This is a genomic window from Mesorhizobium sp. WSM2561 (genome assembly GCF_000513915.1).
In the GTDB taxonomy this organism is placed as follows: Bacteria; Pseudomonadota; Alphaproteobacteria; order Rhizobiales; family Rhizobiaceae; genus Mesorhizobium; species Mesorhizobium muleiense.
On the sequence record NZ_AZUX01000022.1, the window covers coordinates 1 to 20278 of the forward strand.

Here is a 20278-nt window from a genome sequence, read left to right on the forward strand (position 1 = left end):
CCTGGGACATTGCGCGCTCGAATGGCATCGGCGAGCGCCATCCGACAGTTTGCGATAGATGAACTAGCGCTGCCGGACAACAATAGCTACCGCAGCTATGTTAACGTTGGTCGGGACGCGGTGACATGGGCCATCTTCGCCGCGCCGGAATTCTCGCTGACGCCACGAACATGGTGCTTTCCGGTGTTCGGATGCGTTCCGTACCGAGGATACTTCTCCAAAAGGTCTGCGATTGAAACCGCTGTCGAACTTCAGAGACAGGGCCTGGACGTCTATGTGACGGGCATCACTGCATATTCCACGCTTGGCTGGTCAAGTGACCCGCTGCTAAGTACAATGCTCAGCCAAGATGAAACGTATCTTGCAGGGCTAGTTTTCCATGAGCTGGCCCACCAACGCGTCTATGTGAAGGACGATTCCGCATTCAACGAGGCATTCGCTGTCGCCGTCGAAACAACCGGCGTGAGAAAATGGCTGCACGCGGCTGGTGATACCGGCGAATTGCGCCGTTACAAAGCCGACCGGAGGCGCAGAGCTCAATTTCTTGCGCTGGTGTCGCAGACCCGGGACGAGCTAAGCCATGTCTATGACGGCAGCGCTACCTCCGAGCAGAAGCGGGCCGCGAAGATAGCCGCGATCGAACGGCTGCGGATGCGCTACCGAGAGATGCGCGACAGTCGCTGGCGTGGATACCAGGGATACGATGTCTGGTTCGATTCTCCGATCAACAACGCGAAGCTCGCCGCGACTTCCGTCTACGGCGATCAGGTGGCGACGTTTCTCCGCTTGTTCGATTTGTGTTCGGGCGACTATCCACGGTTCTTCGCGTCGGTTCGACGGATCGGAGCGTTAGACAAGGCTTACCGCGCCGAAGCGCTCAAAGCAGCAGATTCATGCGATAGCCGGTCAAATCCGAAGGCCAGAAGCGGCGAGTCGGTCGCCGATGTGCTCGGCAGCCGGCGCAGGTGATTGAATTGACCATTTGTCGGCCGATTTCCTAGGAACTTTGACGTCGGCGGGGCCGGAAGCCGCATGTCGGCCTACAGAAGCCAAAAGCGGACTTGCCTGAACTCCCCCGGCGGATCCTGGACCACAATGGTTGCCGGCGGGCCGTGGCGCCTCAGCCTGCGCCCTACGAGGCCGAAAACCTCACGCTCACGCCGCGCTGCCGAAAATAAGCCTGCATCAGCTTGCGGCCCGAACGGTTGTTCTGCGCCAGTCTGGTCGGATCGAACACCGCCTGTTTTATCCCTTCTCGTGTCATCGCCGCCTTGAGCGTCGCGATATGCGCGTCGATGTCGGCATTGTCCGCCCGGAGGGAGGCATAGATACTTTCGGTCGCCTCGGCCATGGTCGGTTCGCTCACAGGTGTCGTCCTTTGGTTGGTTGAGCGGCGGCTTACCACAGATTCGCGGCTCCGCCGATACCGATGAGACGGCTAGATGGGCGGCAACAGTGTCCCTTGGGACTTAAAAGGGATGCCGATGACGGGCACCGGCGGCTACCGCGCCATAAGGATCGGCATCGACGGATCTTCAAGCATCGAGACGGTGACGCCACCGAAGATGCGCTCGCGCAACCGGGAATGACCGTAAGCGCCCATCACCATCAGGTCGGCGGCGATGTCGAGCGCGTGCCGGCGAAGCACGTCGACGACTGAATGGTCCAGGCTGGGCAGCCGGTCGACCGTGACATTCACGCCATGCCGCGCGAGATAGGCGGCGGCGTCGGCTCCGGGTTCGGCCCCGTGGCGGTACTCGTCCTCCACCGGATCGACCATGACGAGGTGCACCTCATCGGCGCCTGGCAGCAGGCCGAGGGATTCGCGGACGGCACGCGATGCCTCCAGACGGGCGTCCCATGCAATCAGCACGCGTTTCGGCTTCAGGGTCGGCTGCGCCCCCGCGGGGATGAGCAGCAAGGGCTTTCCCGAAGAAAACAATGCGCCTTCGATCGCTTTGCTTTTCAGCGTTTCGTTGGCGAGCAGCTCCGGTCCAATGACCGTAATGTCGGCATAGCGGGCACGGCGGCCGATGGTGTCGTCGGCCCAGCCGGCTTCCGGATATTCGCTGGAGACATCGGCCGAAAGCACGCTGCCGGCGAGAAAAGCCGACAGGTCAGCAGTCCGCTTCTTCAACAGATCCTCGACGGCCCGACGCTCGTCGAGCCAGGCTTCTGAAACGACCGCGGCATACTCCCCGACTGGTGGCGGCGCAGCTACGGCAACGACCAGAACAGCAAGATGGGCGCCGATCTCGTTGCACAGGTCGGCGGCAGGCTTGAGATCACCGTCTCCCTCGTGTGGTCCCGTAACGGCAAGTATCGTCCTGAAAGCCATGGCGGCTGCTCCCGATTTTGCCCCAAAGCCCAATCGTCGTTGCAACAACAGCGAGACGGCCCGGCGCGCTGCTAGCGCTGAGTCAAGAACGCCGCCGGTCATCATTTGATCCGTATCAACATGCCCACGTGCCGACGCCAACAGGTTTCAGGCCGCTGGAGGACGCCAAGAATATCCCCGAACACCGGAGCAGCAGCATCACGGAACGCATTCGTGACTTGGCTGGTTATATCCAGGCGCTGTGGCAGCAAGGGCCTGATGGCGTGGAATTTCAGCGACCACGCTCGCTGGCTTCCCCAGGTTGGGTACAAAACAAAGAGGCATCCGATGATCGTCGAGGATCAGCAATCCGTGGCCGCGATGTTGATGGACCCTGCCGCATATGGCGAGAGCGGACCGGTCGAGGCGATCGAGACCCATATCTCGCGGATCTTCCTGGTTGGCCAGCGCGCCTACAAGATCAAGCGAGCGGTCAAGCTGCCCTATGTCGACTTCTCGACCCCGGCGCTGCGGCTCGCCGCTTGCGAGAAGGAGGTCGAGCTCAACTCCAGGACTGCCCCCGGCCTCTATCTGGGGGTACGGCGCATCACCCGAGAGGCCGGCGGCGAGTTGGCCTTCGACGGAAGCGGCGAACTGGTCGATGCGGCGATCGAGATGGTCCGCTTCGATCAGTCGAAGCTGCTCGATCGAATGGCAGTCGGTGGCGAACTGACGCCTGCGCTGATGACGGATGTCGCGCGCATGATCGTGCGCTATCATCGCGGCGCGCCGGAGGTCCACAAGGGCAGCGGATCCTCGAACCTGGCAGGCGTGCTCGCCATCAACGAAGCCGGCTTTGCCACCAGCCATGTTTTCGAGCAAGCCGAGATAAAGCCATTCACCGGGAATTTTCGCACCACCCTCGCCCGTCATTGCGAGTTGCTCGATCGGCGGGAGACGGCAGGCAAGATCCGACGATGCCACGGCGACCTGCATCTGCGCAACATCTGTCTCTTCGACGGCGAGCCCCGCCTCTTCGATTGCATCGAATTCAATGACCAGATCGCCAGCATCGATGTGCATTACGACCTGGCTTTCCTCCTGATGGACCTCTGGCATCGCGGCTTTCCGGAGCTCGCCAACCTGGTGATGAACCGCTATCTCGACGAAGCAGACGACGAGGACGGCTTCATCCTCCTGCCGTTTTTCATGGCAGTGCGGGCCGCGGTGCGCGCGCATGTCACCGCAACCCAGATCGAGGAAAGCGGTGACGATTCCAGCGGGCTGCTTGCCGAGGCCAGATCCTATTTCGAGCTTGCCCGAACACTTCTCGAGGAAAAGCCTCCTCGGCTGATCGCCATCGGCGGCTTGAGCGGTTCCGGCAAGACGGCCGTTGCCGAGGCACTCGCCGCACATGTTGGCGCGCCGCCCGGCGCACGCATTGTCGAAAGCGACCGCATTCGCAAAGCCCTGCATGGGGTGCCGGCCGAAACGAAGCTGCCGGACAGGGCTTATCGACCTGATGTGTCGGACCGCGTCTACCGCGAAATGGCATGGCGCGCCGACTTGATCCTTGCCGAAGGCGGTTCGGTGGTCGCCGATGCCGTCTTTGACCGGCCGGCCGATCGCGACCGCATCGAGAAGGCGGCAAACGGCAGAGACGTTGCTTTCGCCGGATTCTGGCTGGAGGCGGATCCGCTCGTTCTTTGGCGACGGGTAAGCGAGCGCCGGGGTGGTCCTTCCGATGCCACCATCGATATCCTTTCGCGGAAATTGCAGCGAAAGGCCACCCCGTCCAACTGGCGCAAGGTCGACGCCGATCGAAAGCTCGCCGATATCGCCGCAGAATTGGCCAAGGTTCCGGACGCGGCCGCTTTTGCGCGGGATCCTCCACTCAAGACCGCATCGTGACGGCGACGATCGACGCGCATACAGGGGTAAATGGGCATGACGCAGGAAAAACTGGTGGTTTGCGGCAAATGCGGCGGGGTCAATCGCCTGCCGCCGGCACGCGATGCCGGGGACGCGAAATGCGGAAAGTGCGGCTCCAGGCTGTTCTCGGGTCACCCGGCAGACGTCGATGCACAGAGTTTCGATCGCCAGGTCACGCGAAGCAGCCTCCCCGTCGTCGTCGACATCTGGGCACCGTGGTGCGGTCCGTGCAAGATGATGGCGCCGGCCTATGAAGCGGCAGCCAACGAACTGGAGCCGCATGTTCGCCTGATCAAGCTCAATTCCGACAATGAGCAGGCCGTTGCAGCCAGGCTCGGCATCCGCGGCATCCCGACCATGATCCTCTTCCATGGCGGACAGGAGGTTGCGCGCACATCCGGCGCAATGACGGCGGGACAGATCGTCAGGTGGGTCCGCGATCACCTGCCGGCTGCAGCCTGAAAGCTGCCACTGCGTGGATTTCACTGATCGCCGTGCCCAGCACGACGGGCGATCTGATGGCCGACGCTGAACACACAAGCCATACGATGACCTTAAGATATTCGACATCGGACGACGAATTTTCATATGATGACCTCGCTTTTGGCCCGCACTGGGAGTATGGATCCTCAGGATCCGGCAAAGTTGGGAGGACCCATGCAGCAGGCCGAACATCGAACGTCCCGGCGGTCGTTCGTCTCTCAAGTTGCCGATGCGCTGCGCGACCAGATCGAAGCCGGCTTTTATGCGCCTGGCGATAAATTGCCGACAGAACCAGCGCTGATCGACCGGTTCGGGTTCAGCCGCACCGTGGTCCGGGAGGCCATTGCCGCGCTTCGTGCCGATGGGCTGGTGGAATCGCGGCAGGGCGCCGGCGTCTTCGTTCTCGGCCCGAAACCCGTCGACGAGGGATTGAAGCTGTTCACCGACGAAACGAACAAGATCTCGGACATCATCGAAGAGCTCGAGCTGCGCATCGGCATCGAAGTCGAGGCAGCCGGCCTTGCCGCCGCCCGCAGTTCGCCGGCGCAAGAGGCCGAAATCGAGGCCCAGGTCGAAAGGTTCGCCGACCTCATGGCGCAAGGGCAACCCACGGACGATGCGGACTTCCAGTTCCACATGGCGATTGCCGCCGCAACCAACAACGCCAGGTTCAAGGCCTTCCTCGAACATGTCGGCCGGCGGATGATCCCGCGGGTGAAGTTCAAGACGATGATGGGCGGCGTCGACCCCTTGCCCAATCGCGACCATCCGATCCTGCAGGAGCACAGGGAAATCGCCGATGCGATCCTCGCCCGCGACCCGGAAAAGGCGCGTGAGGCGATGCGCCGCCATTTGGTGACCGGGATAAAGCGCTATCGCGCCCTGACCGTCCGGCGCCCGACAAATCAGGACAACACCGCCGGTTGACTCGTCGGGATACTCATCATATGAATCGAGATGACATCATATTAATTTGTGGGATGAGTTCCTTTGTCGCCAGATGAAATCAAGTCGCGTGTCGCTTCAGGGCTGCTGTCGTTTCCGGTCACGCATTTCAATGAGGATTTCAGCCTCAATCTCGAAAGCTATCGCGCGCATGTCGAATGGCTGTCGGGGTTCGGTGCCGCTGCCCTGTTTGCGGCCGGCGGCACCGGTGAATTCTTCTCGCTGTCGCCGGAAGAGGTCGCCGACGTTACCCGCGCGGCCAAGGATGCCTCCGGAGGCGTGCCGATCATCGCCGGCTGCGGTTACGGCACGGCGCTCGCCACGGAAATCGCCCGCCGCGCCGAGGCTGCGGGAGCCGACGGCCTCCTGCTTCTGCCGCATTATCTGATGGAGGCCTCGCAAGAGGGGATATTTCGCCATGTCAAAGCCGTGTGCCAGTCCACCGGCCTCGGCGTCATCATCTACAACCGTGCGAACTCGGTCGCCAATGCCGACACCGTTGCCCGCCTTGCTGACGCGTGCCCAAACCTAATCGGGTTCAAGGACGGCACAGGCAAGGTCGATCTTGTCCGCCACGTCACCGCAAAGCTCGGCGATCGGCTCTGCTACATCGGTGGCATGCCCACGCATGAGCTGTTCGCCGAGGGCTTCAACGGCGCCGGCGTGACGACTTATTCCTCCGCGGTGTTCAACTTCGTGCCGGAATTGGCACAGCGCTTCTACAGGGCGATGCGGACAGGCGATCGCAATGTGATGGAAGAAATCCTGCACGGCTTCTTCTTCCCGTTCGCGGCTCTGCGCGATCGCGAGCAAGGTTATCCGGTGTCGATCATCAAGGCCGGCGTCGAACTCATCGGACGGACACCCGGCCCGCTTCGGCCGCCGCTGACCGATCTGAAGCCGCAGGAGAAAGACGTGCTGCGCGGACTGATCGAGAAGATCGCCGCCTAGCCGCCGCGAGATCGGCAAATCGTCGGCCGAACGGGATGAGGAGGATCGTCTCGTGCGGCAGCCAAAACGGAAGATCCCAAATGGAAGATCAAGGGAGGAGTGACATGAACAGAAGCATTCATACGATTGCAGCTGTCGTTTTGATGACCGCTGCCGCGCCATCGGCCGTCGCACAGGAAGCGGCGCAGGAGATCCGTATCGTCCTGCCTGAGCAGCCGGCCAATCTGGAGCCCTGCGGCACCATCATCACCAATGTCGGCCAGATACTCAGCCAAAACGTGGTTGAATCGTTGACCGTCATCGATCCGAACAGCGGACAGCCCCAGCCGAAACTGGCGACGGAGTGGACCAGCGTGGACCCGACCACCTGGCGGATCAAGCTGCGCGAGGGCGTCAAATTCCAGGACGGAACCGAACTCAATGCGGATGCGGTCGTCTTCTCCATCAACCGGATGATCAGCGGCAAGCTTACCTGCAGCAACATTGCGAAATTCGGCGATGCCAAACTGACGCTGACGCCGGTCGACAAGCTGACCGTCGAAATAAAGTCGGACAGGCCCGAGCCCATCATGCCGACGCTGTTGAGCGTGGTCATGATCGTCTCGCCGAAGACGCCGGTCGACCAGGCGGTGAACGATCCGGTCGGCACCGGCCCGTTCACGCTGTCGACCTTTTCGCCGCAGACCGTGGTGCTCGACGCATTCGACGGCTACTGGGGCAACAAACCGCAGATCACCAAGGCAACCTATGTCTGGCGACCGGAATCCTCGATTCGAGCCGCCATGGTGGAGACCGGGGAAGCCGACCTGACACCGTCGATTGCCATCCAGGACGCCAGCAATCCGGAGACGGATTTCGCCTACCTGAACTCCGAAACCACCGCCATCCGCATCGATACCGCCGAGCCGCCGCTCGACGACCTGCGCGTGCGCAAGGCGCTCAACCTGGCGATCGACTGGGAAGGCCTTGCGCAGCTGTTCGGCGACGACGTCAAGCGTGCGTCGCAGATGATCGTCTCCGGGATCAACGGCCATGACGATGCGCTCGAGCCCTGGCCGTACGATCCGGAAGAGGCGAAAAGGCTCATCGAAGAGGCGCGCGCGGCGGGTGTCGCGGTCGACACCGAGATCAAGCTCATCGGGCGAAACGGTATCTATCCGAACGGCGCCGAAGCGATGGAGGCTATGATGACGATGTGGCAGGACGCCGGCCTCAACGTCAAGCTTACCATGCTCGATGTCGCCGACTGGCTGCGCTATCTGCAAAAGCCGTTCCCGGCGGAGCGCGGCCCCAATATCCTGCAGATGATGCATGACAACAACAAGGGCGATGCGGCCTTCACGGTGCCGATCTTCTATCGATCGAGCGGCAGCTACTCGACCTTGGCCGACCCGGCATTCGACAAGCAGATAGACGAGGCGCTGGCGGCGACCGGCGAAGCCCGCACCAACAGCTTCAAGGCGATTTTCGGCAAGGCCCGCAACGAAGTGGTGGCGGACATCCCGATGTTCCACATGATCGGCTACACCCGGGTTGGCACCAGGCTGGAATGGAAGCCCGATATCACCACCAACAGCGAAATACCGCTGGCCAATATCGCCATCAAAGACTGAGCGATACGGGGGGCGCCAGGCCGATCGTCGCCCTGCGCCCCCTGACCCGTTGCCTCCGTCGAAATCCGCCGAAGGGCATCCGAAATGATAACCTATCTTGGACGCCGGGCGTCGCACAGCATCCTGTCGGTCATCGGTCTTTTGACGCTGGTTTTTTTCCTGACACGGCTCACCGGCGATCCTTCCGCCTTGTACCTGCCTCTGGACTCGACTGCGGAAGCTCGGGCCGCGTTTGCGCGGTTGAACGGCCTCGATCAGCCGATCCATTGGCAGTTTCTGGGATATCTGCGCGATCTGCTGCAGCTGGATTTCGGTGAATCGCTGCGCCAGAACCGCTCGGCGATGCAGGTCGCGCTCGAGGCGTTCCCGGAAACGCTGAAGCTGGCCGTCGTCGCGATCACGCTGTCGACCGCCTTGGCAATCCTTGTCGGCTCTCTGGCGGCCGCGCGGCCGGGCAGCATCTTCGACCGTATCGCCAGCCTCGTCTCGCTGGCCGGCGCAAGCGCGCCGGATTTCTGGGTCGCCATCGTCGGCATCCTTGTCTTCGCCGTGGGGCTCGGAGTTTTGCCGACATCGGGCACCGGCAGCTGGGCGCACTGGATCATGCCGACCTTCGTGCTGATGCTTCGCCCTTTCGGTCTCCTGGTGCAGGTCGTGCGCGGAACCATGCTGTCGGCGCTTGCCTCTCCATACATCAAGACCGCAAGGGCCAAGGGCCTGCCGCGGCAGAAGATCATCTTCGGGCATGCGCTTCGCAACTCGCTGCTGCCGGTCGTCACGGTCGCCGGCGACCTGGCGACCAGCCTTGTCAACGGCGCCGTCGTCGTGGAGTCGATATTCGGCTGGCCCGGCATCGGCAAGCTGATGATCGATTCGATCATCCAGCGCGACTTTGCCGTCGTCCAGTCGACCATTCTGGTGACGGCAACCGCCATCTTCATCCTCAACATCGCGATCGACCTGCTCTACGCGATTCTCGATCCGCGCATCCGGTACTGAGCCATGACGATCATCACCCCCGACATCAAGCCGGCGGCCGTTCCAGGCAGCGGCCGCGTGATTTTTGCCTATTTGAAGCGCGACAGGCTTGCGCTCGCCGCTGCTATTTTCCTGGCGATCGTCGTCATCGCGGCGGTCCTCGGCCCGTGGCTGGTGGGCGACGCCGCATCGCGGCTCGGGCTGCGCCAGCGCAACCTCGCCCCGTTCTCGCTGGCCAGTGGCTGGATCTACGTCCTTGGCGCCGACACCCTCGGCCGGCCCATCCTGGCCAGGCTGATTGTCGGCGCGCAGAACACGTTCGGCATTGCCGCGGCGGCGGTGTTCGCGTCGATGCTGGTCGGTGGAACGCTGGGCCTGATAGCGGGCTATTCGGAGCGCTGGCACAGCCATCTCATCCTGCGCCTGGCCGATGTCGTCATGAGCTTTCCCTCGCTGCTGCTGGCGCTCATCGTGCTCTACACGCTGGGTCCGAGCATCACCAACCTGGTGATCGTTCTCGCCGTGACGCGCATGCCGATCTACCTCAGAACGGCGCGCGCGGAAGTGCTGGAGCTGCGCGAGCGCATGTTCGTCAGCGCGGCGCGAGCCATGGGCGCGAAGCCGGCCCGGATCATCATCCGGCACATCGCCCCCCTGGTCCTGCCGACATTGGTGACGATTTCCGCCATTGATTTCGCGACCGTCATTTTGTCGGAATCGGCGCTGAGTTTCCTTGGCCTCGGCATTCAGCCACCCGACTTCACCTGGGGTGCGATGGTGGCAAACGGCCGCGGCTATCTCGCCACCGCCTGGTGGATCGCATTCTGGCCAGGCCTTGCAATCATGCTGACGACGCTGTCGCTCAACATCCTCTCGAACTGGGCGCGCACCGTTGCCGATCCGCAGCAACGCTGGCGCCTTCAGACATTGCGAAAAGCTGCCCGATGAGCGACGCGACCATTCTCAAGGTCGAGGGCCTGACCGTCGATTTTCTGTCGGATGATCAGCCGGTACGCGCCGTCGACGATGTCTCTTTCCACGTCAGCCGTGGCGAGACGCTGGTGATCCTCGGCGAAAGCGGTTCGGGTAAGAGCGTCAGCACCAGCACGGTGATGGATCTCATCGACTGTCCGCCAGGCGACATCGTGGCCGGCTCCTGCCTGTTCGATGGCGTCGAACTGTCAGGCCTCGGCGCCGAGGCGCGCAGAAGCATCAACGGCCGCAGGATTGCGATGATCTTTCAGGATCCGCTCGCCTATTTGAACCCTGTCTACACGGTGGGGCGCCAGATCGAGGAGGTTTATGAGAGCCACGGCGCAGGGAGCGGCAAGGGCGCACGCGCCAAGACGATAGAACTGCTTCGGCGCGTCGGCATTCCAGAGCCGCAAACCCGCGTCGACTTCTATCCGCATCAGTTCTCGGGCGGACAGCGCCAGCGCGTGATGATTGCCATGGCGATCGCGTTGAAACCGGACATCCTGATCGCCGATGAGCCGACGACCGCTCTGGACGTCAGCGTGCAAGCGCAGATCCTCGATCTGCTGCGCGATCTCCAGCGCGAAACCGGCATGGCGTTGATCATGATCACCCATGACCTCGAAGTCGCCGCGTCCATGGCGGACCGGATTATCGTCATGAACGGCGGCAAGGTCGTCGAGAGGGGCATCGCCAGGGAGGTCTTCAGCAATCCGCAGCACGCCTATACGCGCCGCCTCATCGCCGCCCTGCCCCATGGCAACGCAGCGGAGGCGCCGAACAGGCGTTCGACGACGATCGCCAATGAAACGCTGCTCAAGGTGGAACATCTCACCAAGCACTATGAGCTTGCTTCCGGAGCTTTTAGCAGCAAGCGGACGTTCAAGGCGGTGGACGACATAAGCTTCGAGGTCAGGAGAGGCGAAACGCTCGGCATCGTCGGCGAGTCCGGGTCCGGCAAATCGAGCGTCGCGCGCATGCTGTTGGGGCTGAACGCGCCAAGCACCGGCAAGGCTGTCTTTGCCGGTGAGAACATCTTCGACATGAACGGGAAGCGCCTCATGGCGTTTCGGCGCAAGGTCCAGATGGTCTTCCAGGACCCATACGGATCGATGAATCCGCGCATGCGCGTTTATTCGATCATTTCCGAACCCTGGGTGATCCACCGCGATATCCTGCCGAAGGACAGGTGGAAGGCTCGAGTGGCAGAGCTCCTGGAATTGGTTGGGCTTTTGCCGGAGCACGCCGAGCGCTACCCCCACCAGTTTTCCGGCGGACAGCGACAGCGCATCGCCATTGCGCGCGCGCTTGCCAGCGAGCCGGAACTGATCGTCTGCGACGAGGCGGTTTCGGCGCTCGACGTCTCTATCCAGGCGCAGGTGATCGACCTTCTGGCCGACCTTAGGACGAGGCTCGGCCTCTCCTATATTTTCATCACCCACGACTTGCCGATCGTGCGCCATTTTGCCGACCGGATCATGGTCATGAAAGACGGACGGATTGTCGAGGAAGGCCAAACCGCGGCGCTGTTCGGGGCGCCTCGCCACGACTATACGCAAAGCCTGCTGCAGGCTGTGCCGCAGCCCAAATGGCTTACGCAGGCTCAATAGTTCCTGGATATCGGCCTCGATTGTCCGCGCGCGCCCAGCTAGCGTTGCCGATTGATGGACCGAATGCGCTTGACAAAATGGCGAGCGCCCGCTCAATTTGACCCATTCACCAGGGGGGTCCCGGCAAGGGGCTGAGATACTGCTGGCTTTCGCGGCGCAGTGACCCGTTGAACCTGATCCAGTTCATACTGGCGTAGGGACGGTGCAAGCGCTTTGCGGGAGTCCATGCCCGAAAACCTGTAACCAGGCAGACCAAAGCGTCTTTTCATCCTTCCGGCACAGAACTGGGTCTCCAATGCATGAGCAAAGGAGCCTCAAAATGAATGCCATCACCCCCGCCGTGTCGACGGGACCGCTGCCCGCCTCGAGGAAAATCCACAAACCCGGCCTGATTCACCCGCAGATCAGGGTGCCGATGCGGGAAATCGCCGTCCATCCGACGGCAGGCGAACCGCCCGTCACCGTTTACGATCCGTCCGGCCCCTATACAGACCCGACTGTCGAAACCAGCATCGAAAAGGGCCTCGCCAGGTTTCGTCATGAATGGGTGACGGCGCGCGGCGACGTCGAATTCCACGATGGCCGCAGTGTCAGGCCGGAGGACAACGGCTTTGCGTCAGGTGAGCGCCTGACGCCGGAATTTCCCGTGCGCCACCGGCCGCTAAAGGCAAAAACGGGCAAAGCGGTGACGCAGCTTGCCTATGCGCGGGCCGGGATCATCACCCCTGAAATGGAGTTCGTCGCCATTCGCGAGAATCTCGGCCGCGAGAGCTTACGCAGCGGGATACAGCGCGACGGCGAGTCTTTCGGCGCGGCGATCCCGGACTTCGTCACGCCGGAATTCGTGCGCAACGAGATAGCGCGCGGACGGGCTATCATTCCCGCCAACATCAACCACCCGGAGAGCGAGCCGATGATCATCGGCCGCAATTTCCTGGTCAAGATCAATGCCAATATCGGCAATTCAGCCGTCACCTCGTCGATGGCCGAAGAGGTCGAAAAAATGGTCTGGGCGATCCGCTGGGGAGCCGACACCGTCATGGACCTGTCGACCGGTCGCAACATCCACAACATCCGCGAATGGATCGTCCGCAATTCGCCTGTGCCGATCGGAACCGTGCCGCTCTACCAGGCGCTTGAGAAGGTCGAAGGGATCGCCGAGCACCTGACCTGGGAAATCTACCGCGATACGCTGATCGAACAGGCCGAACAGGGCGTCGACTATTTCACCATCCATGCCGGTGTGCGGCTGCACTACATCCCGCTGACGGTCGACCGGGTCACCGGCATCGTGTCGCGCGGCGGCTCCATCATGGCCAAGTGGTGCCTGCATCATCACCGCGAAAGCTTCCTCTACGAGCATTTCGAGGAAATCTGCGACATCTGCCGCGCCTACGACGTGTCGTTCTCGCTCGGCGACGGCCTTCGTCCCGGCTCGGTCGCCGACGCCAACGACGCGGCGCAGTTCGCCGAACTGGAAACGCTCGGCGAGTTGACAAAGATCGCCTGGGCCAAGGATTGCCAGGTCATGATCGAGGGGCCGGGCCATGTTCCGATGCACAAGATCAAGGAGAACATGGACAGGCAGCTCGAAGTCTGCGGCGAGGCGCCCTTCTACACGCTTGGGCCGCTGACCACCGACATCGCACCCGGCTACGACCACATTACCTCAGGCATCGGCGCGGCGATGATCGGCTGGTACGGCACGGCGATGCTCTGCTATGTCACGCCCAAGGAGCATCTCGGTCTCCCCGACCGCAACGACGTCAAGACGGGCGTCATCACCTACAAGATAGCCGCGCACGCCGCCGACCTCGCCAAGGGTCATCCGACGGCGAAGCTCCGCGACGATGCGCTGTCGAGGGCGCGGTTCGAGTTTCGTTGGGAAGACCAGTTCAACCTGTCGCTCGACCCCGAAACCGCGCGCTCCTTCCACGACGAGACCTTGCCGAAGGAGGCGCACAAGCTGGCGCATTTCTGCTCGATGTGCGGGCCGAAATTCTGCTCGATGCGCATCTCCCACGACATTCGGGCCGAGGCACAGAAAGAGGGCATGGCGGCGATGGCCGCGAAGTACCGCGAGGGCGGCAATCTTTACATGCCGGTGGACGGCGAACCGCCCATGCCGAAGATGCCGGAGCCGTCATGAGGCTGCTGGTCAAAGGGGCCGGCGTCGCCGGCCTCACCGCCGCCTTCGAACTCGCCGCCCGCGGTGCTGCGGTAACCATTGCCGAGACCCGGCATGGCCTTGGCGGCAACGCATCATGGATGGCCGGCGGCATGCTGGCGCCCTGGTGCGAGCGCGAAAGCGCCGAGCAGCCGGTGCTGGATCTCGGACGCGATGCCGCCGACTGGTGGGATGCGGCCCTGCCGGGTCATGTCAGGCGGGCCGGAACGCTCGTTTTGGCAATGCCGCGGGATGCGGGCGAACTCGACCGGTTTGCAAGCCGCACGTCGGGTCATCGGCGGGTCGACGAAGACGAAATCGCGCTCCTGGAACCCGATCTCGCCGGCCGCTTCCGTCGCGGGCTGTTCTTCCCGGGCGAAGCCCATCTCGACCCACGCCGTGCAATGGCCGCGCTGCATGAAAAACTCGCCGGAAGCGACGTCGAGTTCCGCTTCGGAGTGGACGCCCGGCACATGACGGGATTCGACCGCGAGATCGACTGCATGGGAATGGCGTCCAGCGATGAAAGGCTTCGCGGCGTTCGCGGCGAGATGCTGATCCTGCGTACACCGGACATCTCGCTGTCGCGCCCGGTCAGGCTGCTGCACCCGCGTTTGCCGCTCTATCTGGCGCCGCGCGCCGACCACCATTTCATGGCTGGTGCAACGGTGGTCGAGAGCCTGTCCACGGAGCCGGTCACGGTACGGGCGATGATGGAACTCCTGAACGCCGCCTATTCGGTTCATCCCGCCTTCGGCGAGGCCGCGATCGTTGAGACGGGCGTCGGCATTCGTCCGGCGTTTTCCGACAACCTGCCGCGCGTCGAAGCGCATGGCAGGACCGTCGCGATCAACGGGCTCTACCGCCATGGTTTCCTTCTGGCCCCCGCCATGGCGCGCCGGGCGGCCGACCTTGTTTTCGATTCTGACAAACCGGTGGAAGTTGCTGATGAAACTGACGGTCAACGGCGAAGCGCATGAGATCACCGCCGCCACCCTGGCGGAGCTTCTCGCAGCGCTTGACTACGAAGGCACCTGGCTTGCAACGGCCGTGAACAGCGACCTTGTGCACGCGACTGAGCGGGCGCTGTTCCAGCTGAAGGACGGCGACCGGATCGAAATTCTCTCACCCATGCAAGGAGGTTAGTGACGTGATCGAGCTTTACGGAACCAAGCTTTCGTCGCGCCTGCTTCTCGGCACCGCACAGTACCCCTCGCCCGCCATACTTGCCGATGCGGTCAAGGCATCCTGCGCGTCCGCGGTGACCGTCTCATTGCGCCGCGAAGTGGCCGGCGGCAAGGGTGGCGAGAAATTCTGGTCGCTTATCCAATCGCTGCGGCTGCATGTCCTGCCCAACACCGCCGGTTGTCACTCCGTCAAGGAAGCCGTCACGACCGCAAAGATGGCGCGCGAGGTCTTCGGCACGAACTGGATCAAGCTCGAGGTGATCGGCAATCATGACACGCTGCAGCCTGACGTCTTCGGCTTGGTCGAGGCCGCGCGAATCCTGTGCGACGACGGTTTTGCTGTATTTCCTTACACGACGGACGATCTCGTCGTCGCCGAGCGATTGCTGGAAGCCGGATGCAGGGTGCTCATGCCCTGGTGCGCGCCGATCGGTTCTGCGCTTGGACCGGTAAATATCACCGCGCTCCGCTCGATGCGCGGCCATTTCCCGGATGTCCCGCTGATCGTGGATGCGGGCCTCGGCCGCCCATCTCACGCGGCTCTCGTGATGGAACTCGGCTTCGACGCGGTGCTCCTCAACACGGCAGTGGCCAAAGCCGCCGATCCGATCGGCATGGCGCGCGCGTTCGGCAAGGCGGTCGATGCCGGCCGTGAGGCCTATCGTTCCGGCCTGCTCGAGCCGCGCGACCTGGCCGTCCCATCGACGCCGACAATTGGCCGGGCAGTCTTTCAATGAAACTCGATCCTTTTTATCTGATCGTCGATAGCGCCGCCTGGATTGAAAGGCTGGCGCCGCTCGGCGTCAGGCTGATGCAGCTTCGCGTCAAGAACCTCGCCGAGGCTGCGTTGCGCGCCGAGATCCGCAAGGCGAAGGCCTTGTGCGCCCGATACAAATGCCAGCTCATCATCAATGACTTCTGGCGGCTGGCGATCGAGGAGGACTGCGATTTCATTCATCTCGGACAGGAAGATCTGCAAGCGGCGGACCTTACGCGGATAAGGGCTGCAGGTCTCCGTCTCGGCCTCAGCACGCACGAGCATCTCGAACTCGAAACAGCCCTTGCCGCCAGACCGGACTATATCGCGCTCGGCCCAGTCTATCCGACCATCCTGAAACAGATGAAATGGGCGCCGCAGGGGCTCGAACGGCTTGGCGAATGGAAGCGCCGGATCGCGCCGACACCTCTGGTCGCGATTGGCGGCCTCAACCCCGACCGGCTCGAGGGCGTCTTCGGTTGCGGTGCGGACAGCGCCGCGGTAGTGACCGACATTACATTGAATGCCGATCCGGAAGCGCGAACGCGCGAGTGGCTCGAAAAGACGGGCCGATGGCGTTGAGGCGCGAACCGCATGTGCTTGTCGTCGGCGGATCGGACTCCAGCGGCGGCGCCGGCATAGCCCGCGACATTGAGACGATCTCCGCCCTCGACTTGCGCACCTGCCTTGCCGTTACCACCGTGACGGTGCAGACGCATGAAGCCGTCACGGAAATCCACAAATTGCAACCCGGGCTGGTGGCCGATCAGATGCGTGCCGCGCTGCAAGCCAACGCGGTAGGGGCGATCAAAATCGGCATGCTCGCAACGGAGCAAATCATCGTCGCCGTCGCGGATGTGCTGCGCCAAAACCCACAGATACCGGCAGTCATCGACCCGGTGCTGGTCTCTTCTTCGGGTTGGCCGCTTCTGGACGCAGGCGCTATCGGTGTCCTGAAGCATGAACTCATCCCGCTTTGCCGTCTCGTCACACCCAACCTCATCGAACTGGCTGTCCTTGCCGGCTCAGACCTGGCCATCGACGAGGACGGCGCATTGCAACAAGGTCAGAAATTGCTCACCGCTGGATTGCAGGCCCTGCTGATCAAGGGCGGCCACGCCGCGGGGTGTCGATCGACGGACATCCTGCTGCGCGCCGATCAAGAGCCCATCCGCTTCGATGCGCCGCGTCTTGGCGGATCGATGCGCGGAACGGGTTGCGCGCTGGCCAGCGCCATCGCCGCGCATCTGGCAAACGGAAGCCTGCTTGAAGACGGCGTGCGCAAAAGCAAGCTGTTGGTTTTCGAGAAGCTTCGGAAATCGATCTCTCGGGATTGAGGCAGTTGAGCTTGGCGGCGGAGGCTTTTCTGGGCAGCAAGCTGGCGGCCGGTTCTTCGCCTCCCTTCGGAGAGTCTCTCAGACAGCACGTGAAGTAAATCGCCTTGTCGGGTCTTGTCTCAAGCGATGTCGTCGCGAATGCAGGCCTTCAAATGGCCATCGGACGTGGTTGCCCGCAATGGCGGGACGATTCCGGCGCAAGCGTCGAGGGCAACCGGGCAACGGGTTCGGAAAACACACCCAGTCGGCGGATTTGCCGGGCTTGGAATGTCGCCCTTCAGCACCTGCCGGCCTTGCCTGGCCAGCGGGTCGAGCGACGGAATGGCCGAGAGCAGCGCGCGCGTATAGGGATGCTGCGGCCGGGCATAGAGCGCGGCAGCAGGCGCGACTTCCATGATGCGGCCGAGGTAGAGAACGATCACCGTGTCGCAGATATATTCGACGACGGCCAAGTCATGCGAAATGAACAGCATGGTCAGGCCGAGCCGGACCTGTAGGTCGCGCAAAAGATTGATGATCTGCGCCTGGATGGAGACATCGAGAGCAGAGACCGGCTCGTCGGCGACGATGAATTCAGGTTCGAGCGTAAGCGCCCGGGCGATGCCGATGCGCTGGCGCTGCCCGCCCGAAAATTCGTGGGCGTAGCGATCATAGGCATCGACCGGCAGCTCGACCGCAGCAAGCGCCTTCTCAGCCTTCGCCCGCCGCTCGCGCCTGCTGCCGATGCCCTGAATATCGAGGCCTTCGGTCAGGATCTGACCGATGGTCATGCGCGGCGACAGGCTGGCGAACGGATCCTGGAAAATATATTGCATCTTGCGGCGCTGGCGAGCCAGCGGCCCGGCGCTCAGCTTGGTGATATCGACGCCGTCAAACCTTATTTCGCCGGACGTCGGCTCGATGAGACGCAGTACCGAGCGGCCGATCGTGGTCTTGCCGGACCCGGATTCGCCGACGAGGCCGACCACTTGGCCGCGCGCGATGTCGAAGGAAATATCGTCCAGCGCCCTGACGACGGGGCCGCGCGAGAACGCCGTCGGCGCAAAATGCTTGGCCAAGTTCCTGACCGAAAGGAAGGGAACGTCCACTATCAGAGATCCTCCCAGCGCAAACAACGGCTTTGCTGGGTCGACGTCGCCGCGAACAATGGCGGTACAGCAGTGCGGCAGGCATCGACAGCCAGGGCGCAACGCGGCGCGAAAGAGCAGCCCTTGGGCAGCAAGGCCAGAGATGGAACATTGCCGGCGATGGTCGGCAGCGGCGTTCCTGCTGCCTTCAGCGTAGTAGCCTGGCCAAGCCGCGGCACCGAACGCATCAGCCCGGCGGTGTAGGGATGACGCGGACGGTTGAACACCTCGCTCACCGGACCCGATTCCACGATGCGCCCGGCATACATCACCGCGACCCGGTCGGCGATCTCGGCAACGACGCCTAGATTGTGCGTGACGAACAGAATGCCCATGCCGCGTTGCGCCTGCAGCGCGGCCAGCAGGTCGAGAATCTGGGCCTGGATGGTGACGTCGAGCGCGGTGGTCGGCTCGTCGGCGATCAACAAGGTCGGATCGCACGACAAGGCCATGGCGATGGTGGCGCGCTGGCGCATCCCTCCCGACAGTTCATGCGGGTATTGCCGCGCCCGCCGATCTGGGTCGGGAATTCCGACCTGAGCCAGCAGCCGCACGGCATCAGTGGCCGCATCACGATGCGACCTGCCGAGATGGATGCGGATCGGCTCGGCGATCTGTTCGCCGATGCTGTAGACCGGATTGAGGCTGGTCATCGGCTCCTGGAACACCATGCCGATGTCGTTGCCGCGCACCTTGCGCAGCGACTCGGGATCGAGCCCGGTCAGTTCGGTCACCGTGCCGTCCCTGCGCCGCAGCGCGATCGAGCCCTCTGCGATGCGTCCGATCTTCTTCGGCAGCAGGCCGATGATCGACAGGCTGGTGACCGACTTGCCCGATCCCGACTCGCCGACCAGCGCAACCGTCTCGCCCGAACCTATCACCAGGTCGACGTCCTGCACGGCGGCGATGTCGCGTCCGGCGATACGGAACACCGCCCGCAGACCGGAAATCGAGAGGATCGGAGCGTCCACGGTCAGCGCAGCAAGCCGACGTCGCGAAGGATGATATCGACCTTTGCGGCTTCCTCGTCGTTCAGGCTGCGTTGCGGCCGCGCCATGGTGTTGGAGGCGATGATGCCGAGGCTCCTCATCGCGGTCTTGAAGGCGCCGACCCCGGCCGAGCCGGCGCTCGTCCTGCCGAGCGAGATCCAGACGATCTCGAACAGCTTCAACAGCCGCTCCTGCTCCAGGCGGGCCTCGGCGTGCTGACCCGCCTGCATCAGGTTCCACAGCCTGACGTAGCCGTGCGGGTCGACATTGGCGAGGCCCGGCACGACCCCATGCGCGCCCATCGCAAGCACGCTGTCGACCAGGATCTCGGACCCGGTCATGCCGAAAAAATTCGGATCGTCAGCCATGTCCTTGAGCACATAACGCAGATTGCCGTCATCGCCGCTGGAATCCTTGATGCCGGCGATAGCGCCCTCGCTGGCAAGGCCGACGGTGGTCTGGCGCTCCAGCTTGACATGGACGCAGACCGGGATGTCGTAGGCGACGATCGGGATGTCGACCGCGTCCTTGATGTAGCGGAAGTGATCGCCGATCTCGGGCTGGCTGGTGCGGGCATAGAACGGCGCGGTGACCACGACTGCGTCAGCGCCGGCCGATCTGGCTGTCAGGGCGTGGTTGATGACGCGATCGGTTGTCGGGTCGATGACCCCGGCGAAGATCGGAACGCGGCCATTGTTGACCTTGACCGCGTGCTCGAGGATGGCCCGGCGGCCGGCCTCGTCATGGAAGACCACCTCGCTGGTCGAGCCGAGCACGAACAGGCCGTGAACGCCGCCGTCGAGCAGGTTTTCGATGGTCCGCGTGAACGACGCAAAATCGACACTGAGATCGGAATGGAGTGGGGTGACGACGGGTGGCACGACACCGGTAAACAGGGGCATTTTTTCAA

20 protein-coding genes and 1 riboswitch are annotated in these 20278 nt (G+C 62.9%); of the genes, 15 read left to right on the top strand and 5 right to left on the bottom strand.

What is annotated here, in order from left to right; translation table 11 throughout:
• The coding region (locus tag M727_RS36820; RefSeq protein WP_156941560.1) for an aminopeptidase at positions 1–969 on the top strand (969 nt) is incomplete at its 5' end.
• A 163-nt stretch (positions 970–1132) separates the two neighbouring features.
• Here M727_RS36820 and M727_RS0119325 read toward each other — a convergent pair.
• Together M727_RS0119325 and M727_RS0119330 are read right to left on the bottom strand one after the other, a co-directional pair.
• Complete coding sequence (locus M727_RS0119325) at positions 1133–1351, bottom strand: hypothetical protein (RefSeq protein WP_051505652.1); 219 nt, start codon at positions 1349–1351, stop codon at positions 1133–1135.
• 150 nt (positions 1352–1501) lie between these two features.
• The gene (locus tag M727_RS0119330) at positions 1502–2338 is read right to left on the bottom strand and encodes a universal stress protein (protein ID WP_027154046.1); all 837 of its coding nucleotides are present in this window, start codon (positions 2336–2338) and stop codon (positions 1502–1504) included.
• A 360-nt stretch (positions 2339–2698) separates the two neighbouring features.
• Here M727_RS0119330 and M727_RS36825 point away from each other — a divergent pair, with 360 nt between their 5' ends.
• The 14 genes from M727_RS36825 (at position 2699) to M727_RS0119400 (ending at position 17252) form a co-directional block, all read left to right on the top strand.
• A complete protein-coding gene (locus M727_RS36825; protein WP_245268707.1) occupies positions 2699–4228 on the top strand; it encodes a bifunctional aminoglycoside phosphotransferase/ATP-binding protein in 1530 nt (509 codons plus the stop codon).
• Positions 4229–4264: 36 nt separating this feature from the next.
• Positions 4265–4711: a thioredoxin TrxC gene (trxC, locus tag M727_RS0119340; RefSeq protein WP_027154047.1), complete on the top strand. Its 447-nt coding sequence runs from the start codon at positions 4265–4267 to the stop codon at positions 4709–4711.
• A gap of 195 nt (positions 4712–4906) precedes the next feature.
• A complete protein-coding gene (locus M727_RS0119345; RefSeq protein WP_027154048.1) occupies positions 4907–5659 on the top strand; it encodes a FadR/GntR family transcriptional regulator in 753 nt (250 codons plus the stop codon).
• 63 nt (positions 5660–5722) lie between these two features.
• Positions 5723–6628, top strand: a complete 906-nt coding sequence (gene kdgD / locus M727_RS0119350) for a 5-dehydro-4-deoxyglucarate dehydratase (RefSeq protein WP_027154049.1) — start codon at positions 5723–5725, stop codon at positions 6626–6628.
• 104 nt (positions 6629–6732) lie between these two features.
• Complete coding sequence (locus tag M727_RS0119355; protein WP_027154050.1) at positions 6733–8241, top strand: ABC transporter substrate-binding protein; 1509 nt, start codon at positions 6733–6735, stop codon at positions 8239–8241.
• Between the two features lie 84 nt (positions 8242–8325).
• Positions 8326–9240, top strand: a complete 915-nt coding sequence (locus tag M727_RS0119360; protein ID WP_027154051.1) for an ABC transporter permease — start codon at positions 8326–8328, stop codon at positions 9238–9240.
• Positions 9241–9243: 3 nt separating this feature from the next.
• Positions 9244–10167 (top strand): ABC transporter permease, encoded by a 924-nt coding sequence (locus M727_RS0119365; protein WP_027154052.1) that lies wholly within the window; start codon positions 9244–9246, stop codon positions 10165–10167.
• Positions 10164–11804, top strand: coding sequence for an ABC transporter ATP-binding protein (locus M727_RS0119370; protein ID WP_027154053.1), 1641 nt, complete (start codon positions 10164–10166; stop codon positions 11802–11804). The genes M727_RS0119365 and M727_RS0119370 overlap by 4 nt, the downstream gene beginning before the upstream one ends.
• Positions 11805–11905: 101 nt before the next feature.
• Positions 11906–12022, top strand: a riboswitch (TPP riboswitch).
• Between the two features lie 101 nt (positions 12023–12123).
• Positions 12124–13953, top strand: coding sequence for a phosphomethylpyrimidine synthase ThiC (gene thiC, locus M727_RS0119375; RefSeq protein WP_036262753.1), 1830 nt, complete (start codon positions 12124–12126; stop codon positions 13951–13953).
• Complete coding sequence (thiO, locus tag M727_RS0119380) at positions 13950–14951, top strand: glycine oxidase ThiO (RefSeq protein WP_027154055.1); 1002 nt, start codon at positions 13950–13952, stop codon at positions 14949–14951. The genes thiC and thiO overlap by 4 nt, the downstream gene beginning before the upstream one ends.
• Entirely contained in the window at positions 14920–15117 is a 198-nt protein-coding gene (thiS, locus tag M727_RS0119385; RefSeq protein ID WP_027154056.1) for a sulfur carrier protein ThiS, read from the top strand. The genes thiO and thiS overlap by 32 nt, the downstream gene beginning before the upstream one ends.
• Positions 15118–15121: 4 nt before the next feature.
• Positions 15122–15895: a thiazole synthase gene (locus M727_RS0119390; RefSeq protein WP_027154057.1), complete on the top strand. Its 774-nt coding sequence runs from the start codon at positions 15122–15124 to the stop codon at positions 15893–15895.
• Positions 15892–16497 carry a thiamine phosphate synthase gene (locus tag M727_RS0119395; RefSeq protein WP_027154058.1) on the top strand — a complete coding sequence of 202 codons (606 nt, stop codon included), beginning with the start codon at positions 15892–15894 and terminating at the stop codon, positions 16495–16497. Before M727_RS0119390 ends, M727_RS0119395 begins: the two co-directional genes overlap by 4 nt.
• Positions 16488–17252 carry a hydroxymethylpyrimidine/phosphomethylpyrimidine kinase gene (locus M727_RS0119400; protein ID WP_027154059.1) on the top strand — a complete coding sequence of 255 codons (765 nt, stop codon included), beginning with the start codon at positions 16488–16490 and terminating at the stop codon, positions 17250–17252. The genes M727_RS0119395 and M727_RS0119400 overlap by 10 nt, the downstream gene beginning before the upstream one ends.
• A 119-nt stretch (positions 17253–17371) precedes the next feature.
• On the opposite strand, the gene M727_RS0119405 is transcribed toward M727_RS0119400, so the two are convergent.
• The 3 genes from M727_RS0119405 to M727_RS0119415 are packed head-to-tail and all read right to left on the bottom strand — an operon-like array spanning position 17372 to position 20270.
• The gene (locus M727_RS0119405) at positions 17372–18343 is read right to left on the bottom strand and encodes an oligopeptide/dipeptide ABC transporter ATP-binding protein (RefSeq protein ID WP_036262756.1); all 972 of its coding nucleotides are present in this window, start codon (positions 18341–18343) and stop codon (positions 17372–17374) included.
• Entirely contained in the window at positions 18343–19350 is a 1008-nt protein-coding gene (locus tag M727_RS0119410) for an ABC transporter ATP-binding protein (protein WP_027154061.1), read from the bottom strand. The genes M727_RS0119405 and M727_RS0119410 overlap by 1 nt, the downstream gene beginning before the upstream one ends.
• Positions 19351–19352: 2 nt before the next feature.
• On the bottom strand, positions 19353–20270 hold the full coding sequence (locus tag M727_RS0119415) for a dihydrodipicolinate synthase family protein (protein WP_036262759.1): 918 nt from the start codon (positions 20268–20270) through the stop codon (positions 19353–19355).
• Between the last annotated feature and the right edge of the window lie 8 nt (positions 20271–20278).

Bases quoted from the DNA above. Each gene is read 5' to 3' on its own strand.
- M727_RS0119325 (WP_051505652.1), bottom strand. From the start codon at position 1,351: ATGGCCGAGGCGACCGAAAGTATCTATGCCTCCCTCCGGGCGGACAAT.
- M727_RS0119330 (WP_027154046.1), bottom strand. From the start codon at position 2,338: ATGGCTTTCAGGACGATACTTGCCGTTACGGGACCACACGAGGGAGAC.
- M727_RS36825 (WP_245268707.1), top strand. From the start codon at position 2,699: ATGTTGATGGACCCTGCCGCATATGGCGAGAGCGGACCGGTCGAGGCG.
- trxC (WP_027154047.1), top strand. From the start codon at position 4,265: ATGACGCAGGAAAAACTGGTGGTTTGCGGCAAATGCGGCGGGGTCAAT.
- M727_RS0119345 (WP_027154048.1), top strand. From the start codon at position 4,907: ATGCAGCAGGCCGAACATCGAACGTCCCGGCGGTCGTTCGTCTCTCAA.
- M727_RS0119355 (WP_027154050.1), top strand. From the start codon at position 6,733: ATGAACAGAAGCATTCATACGATTGCAGCTGTCGTTTTGATGACCGCT.
- M727_RS0119360 (WP_027154051.1), top strand. From the start codon at position 8,326: ATGATAACCTATCTTGGACGCCGGGCGTCGCACAGCATCCTGTCGGTC.
- M727_RS0119365 (WP_027154052.1), top strand. From the start codon at position 9,244: ATGACGATCATCACCCCCGACATCAAGCCGGCGGCCGTTCCAGGCAGC.
- M727_RS0119370 (WP_027154053.1), top strand. From the start codon at position 10,164: ATGAGCGACGCGACCATTCTCAAGGTCGAGGGCCTGACCGTCGATTTT.
- thiC (WP_036262753.1), top strand. From the start codon at position 12,124: ATGAATGCCATCACCCCCGCCGTGTCGACGGGACCGCTGCCCGCCTCG.
- thiO (WP_027154055.1), top strand. From the start codon at position 13,950: ATGAGGCTGCTGGTCAAAGGGGCCGGCGTCGCCGGCCTCACCGCCGCC.
- thiS (WP_027154056.1), top strand. From the start codon at position 14,920: ATGAAACTGACGGTCAACGGCGAAGCGCATGAGATCACCGCCGCCACC.
- M727_RS0119395 (WP_027154058.1), top strand. From the start codon at position 15,892: ATGAAACTCGATCCTTTTTATCTGATCGTCGATAGCGCCGCCTGGATT.
- M727_RS0119400 (WP_027154059.1), top strand. From the start codon at position 16,488: ATGGCGTTGAGGCGCGAACCGCATGTGCTTGTCGTCGGCGGATCGGAC.
- M727_RS0119415 (WP_036262759.1), bottom strand. From the start codon at position 20,270: ATGCCCCTGTTTACCGGTGTCGTGCCACCCGTCGTCACCCCACTCCAT.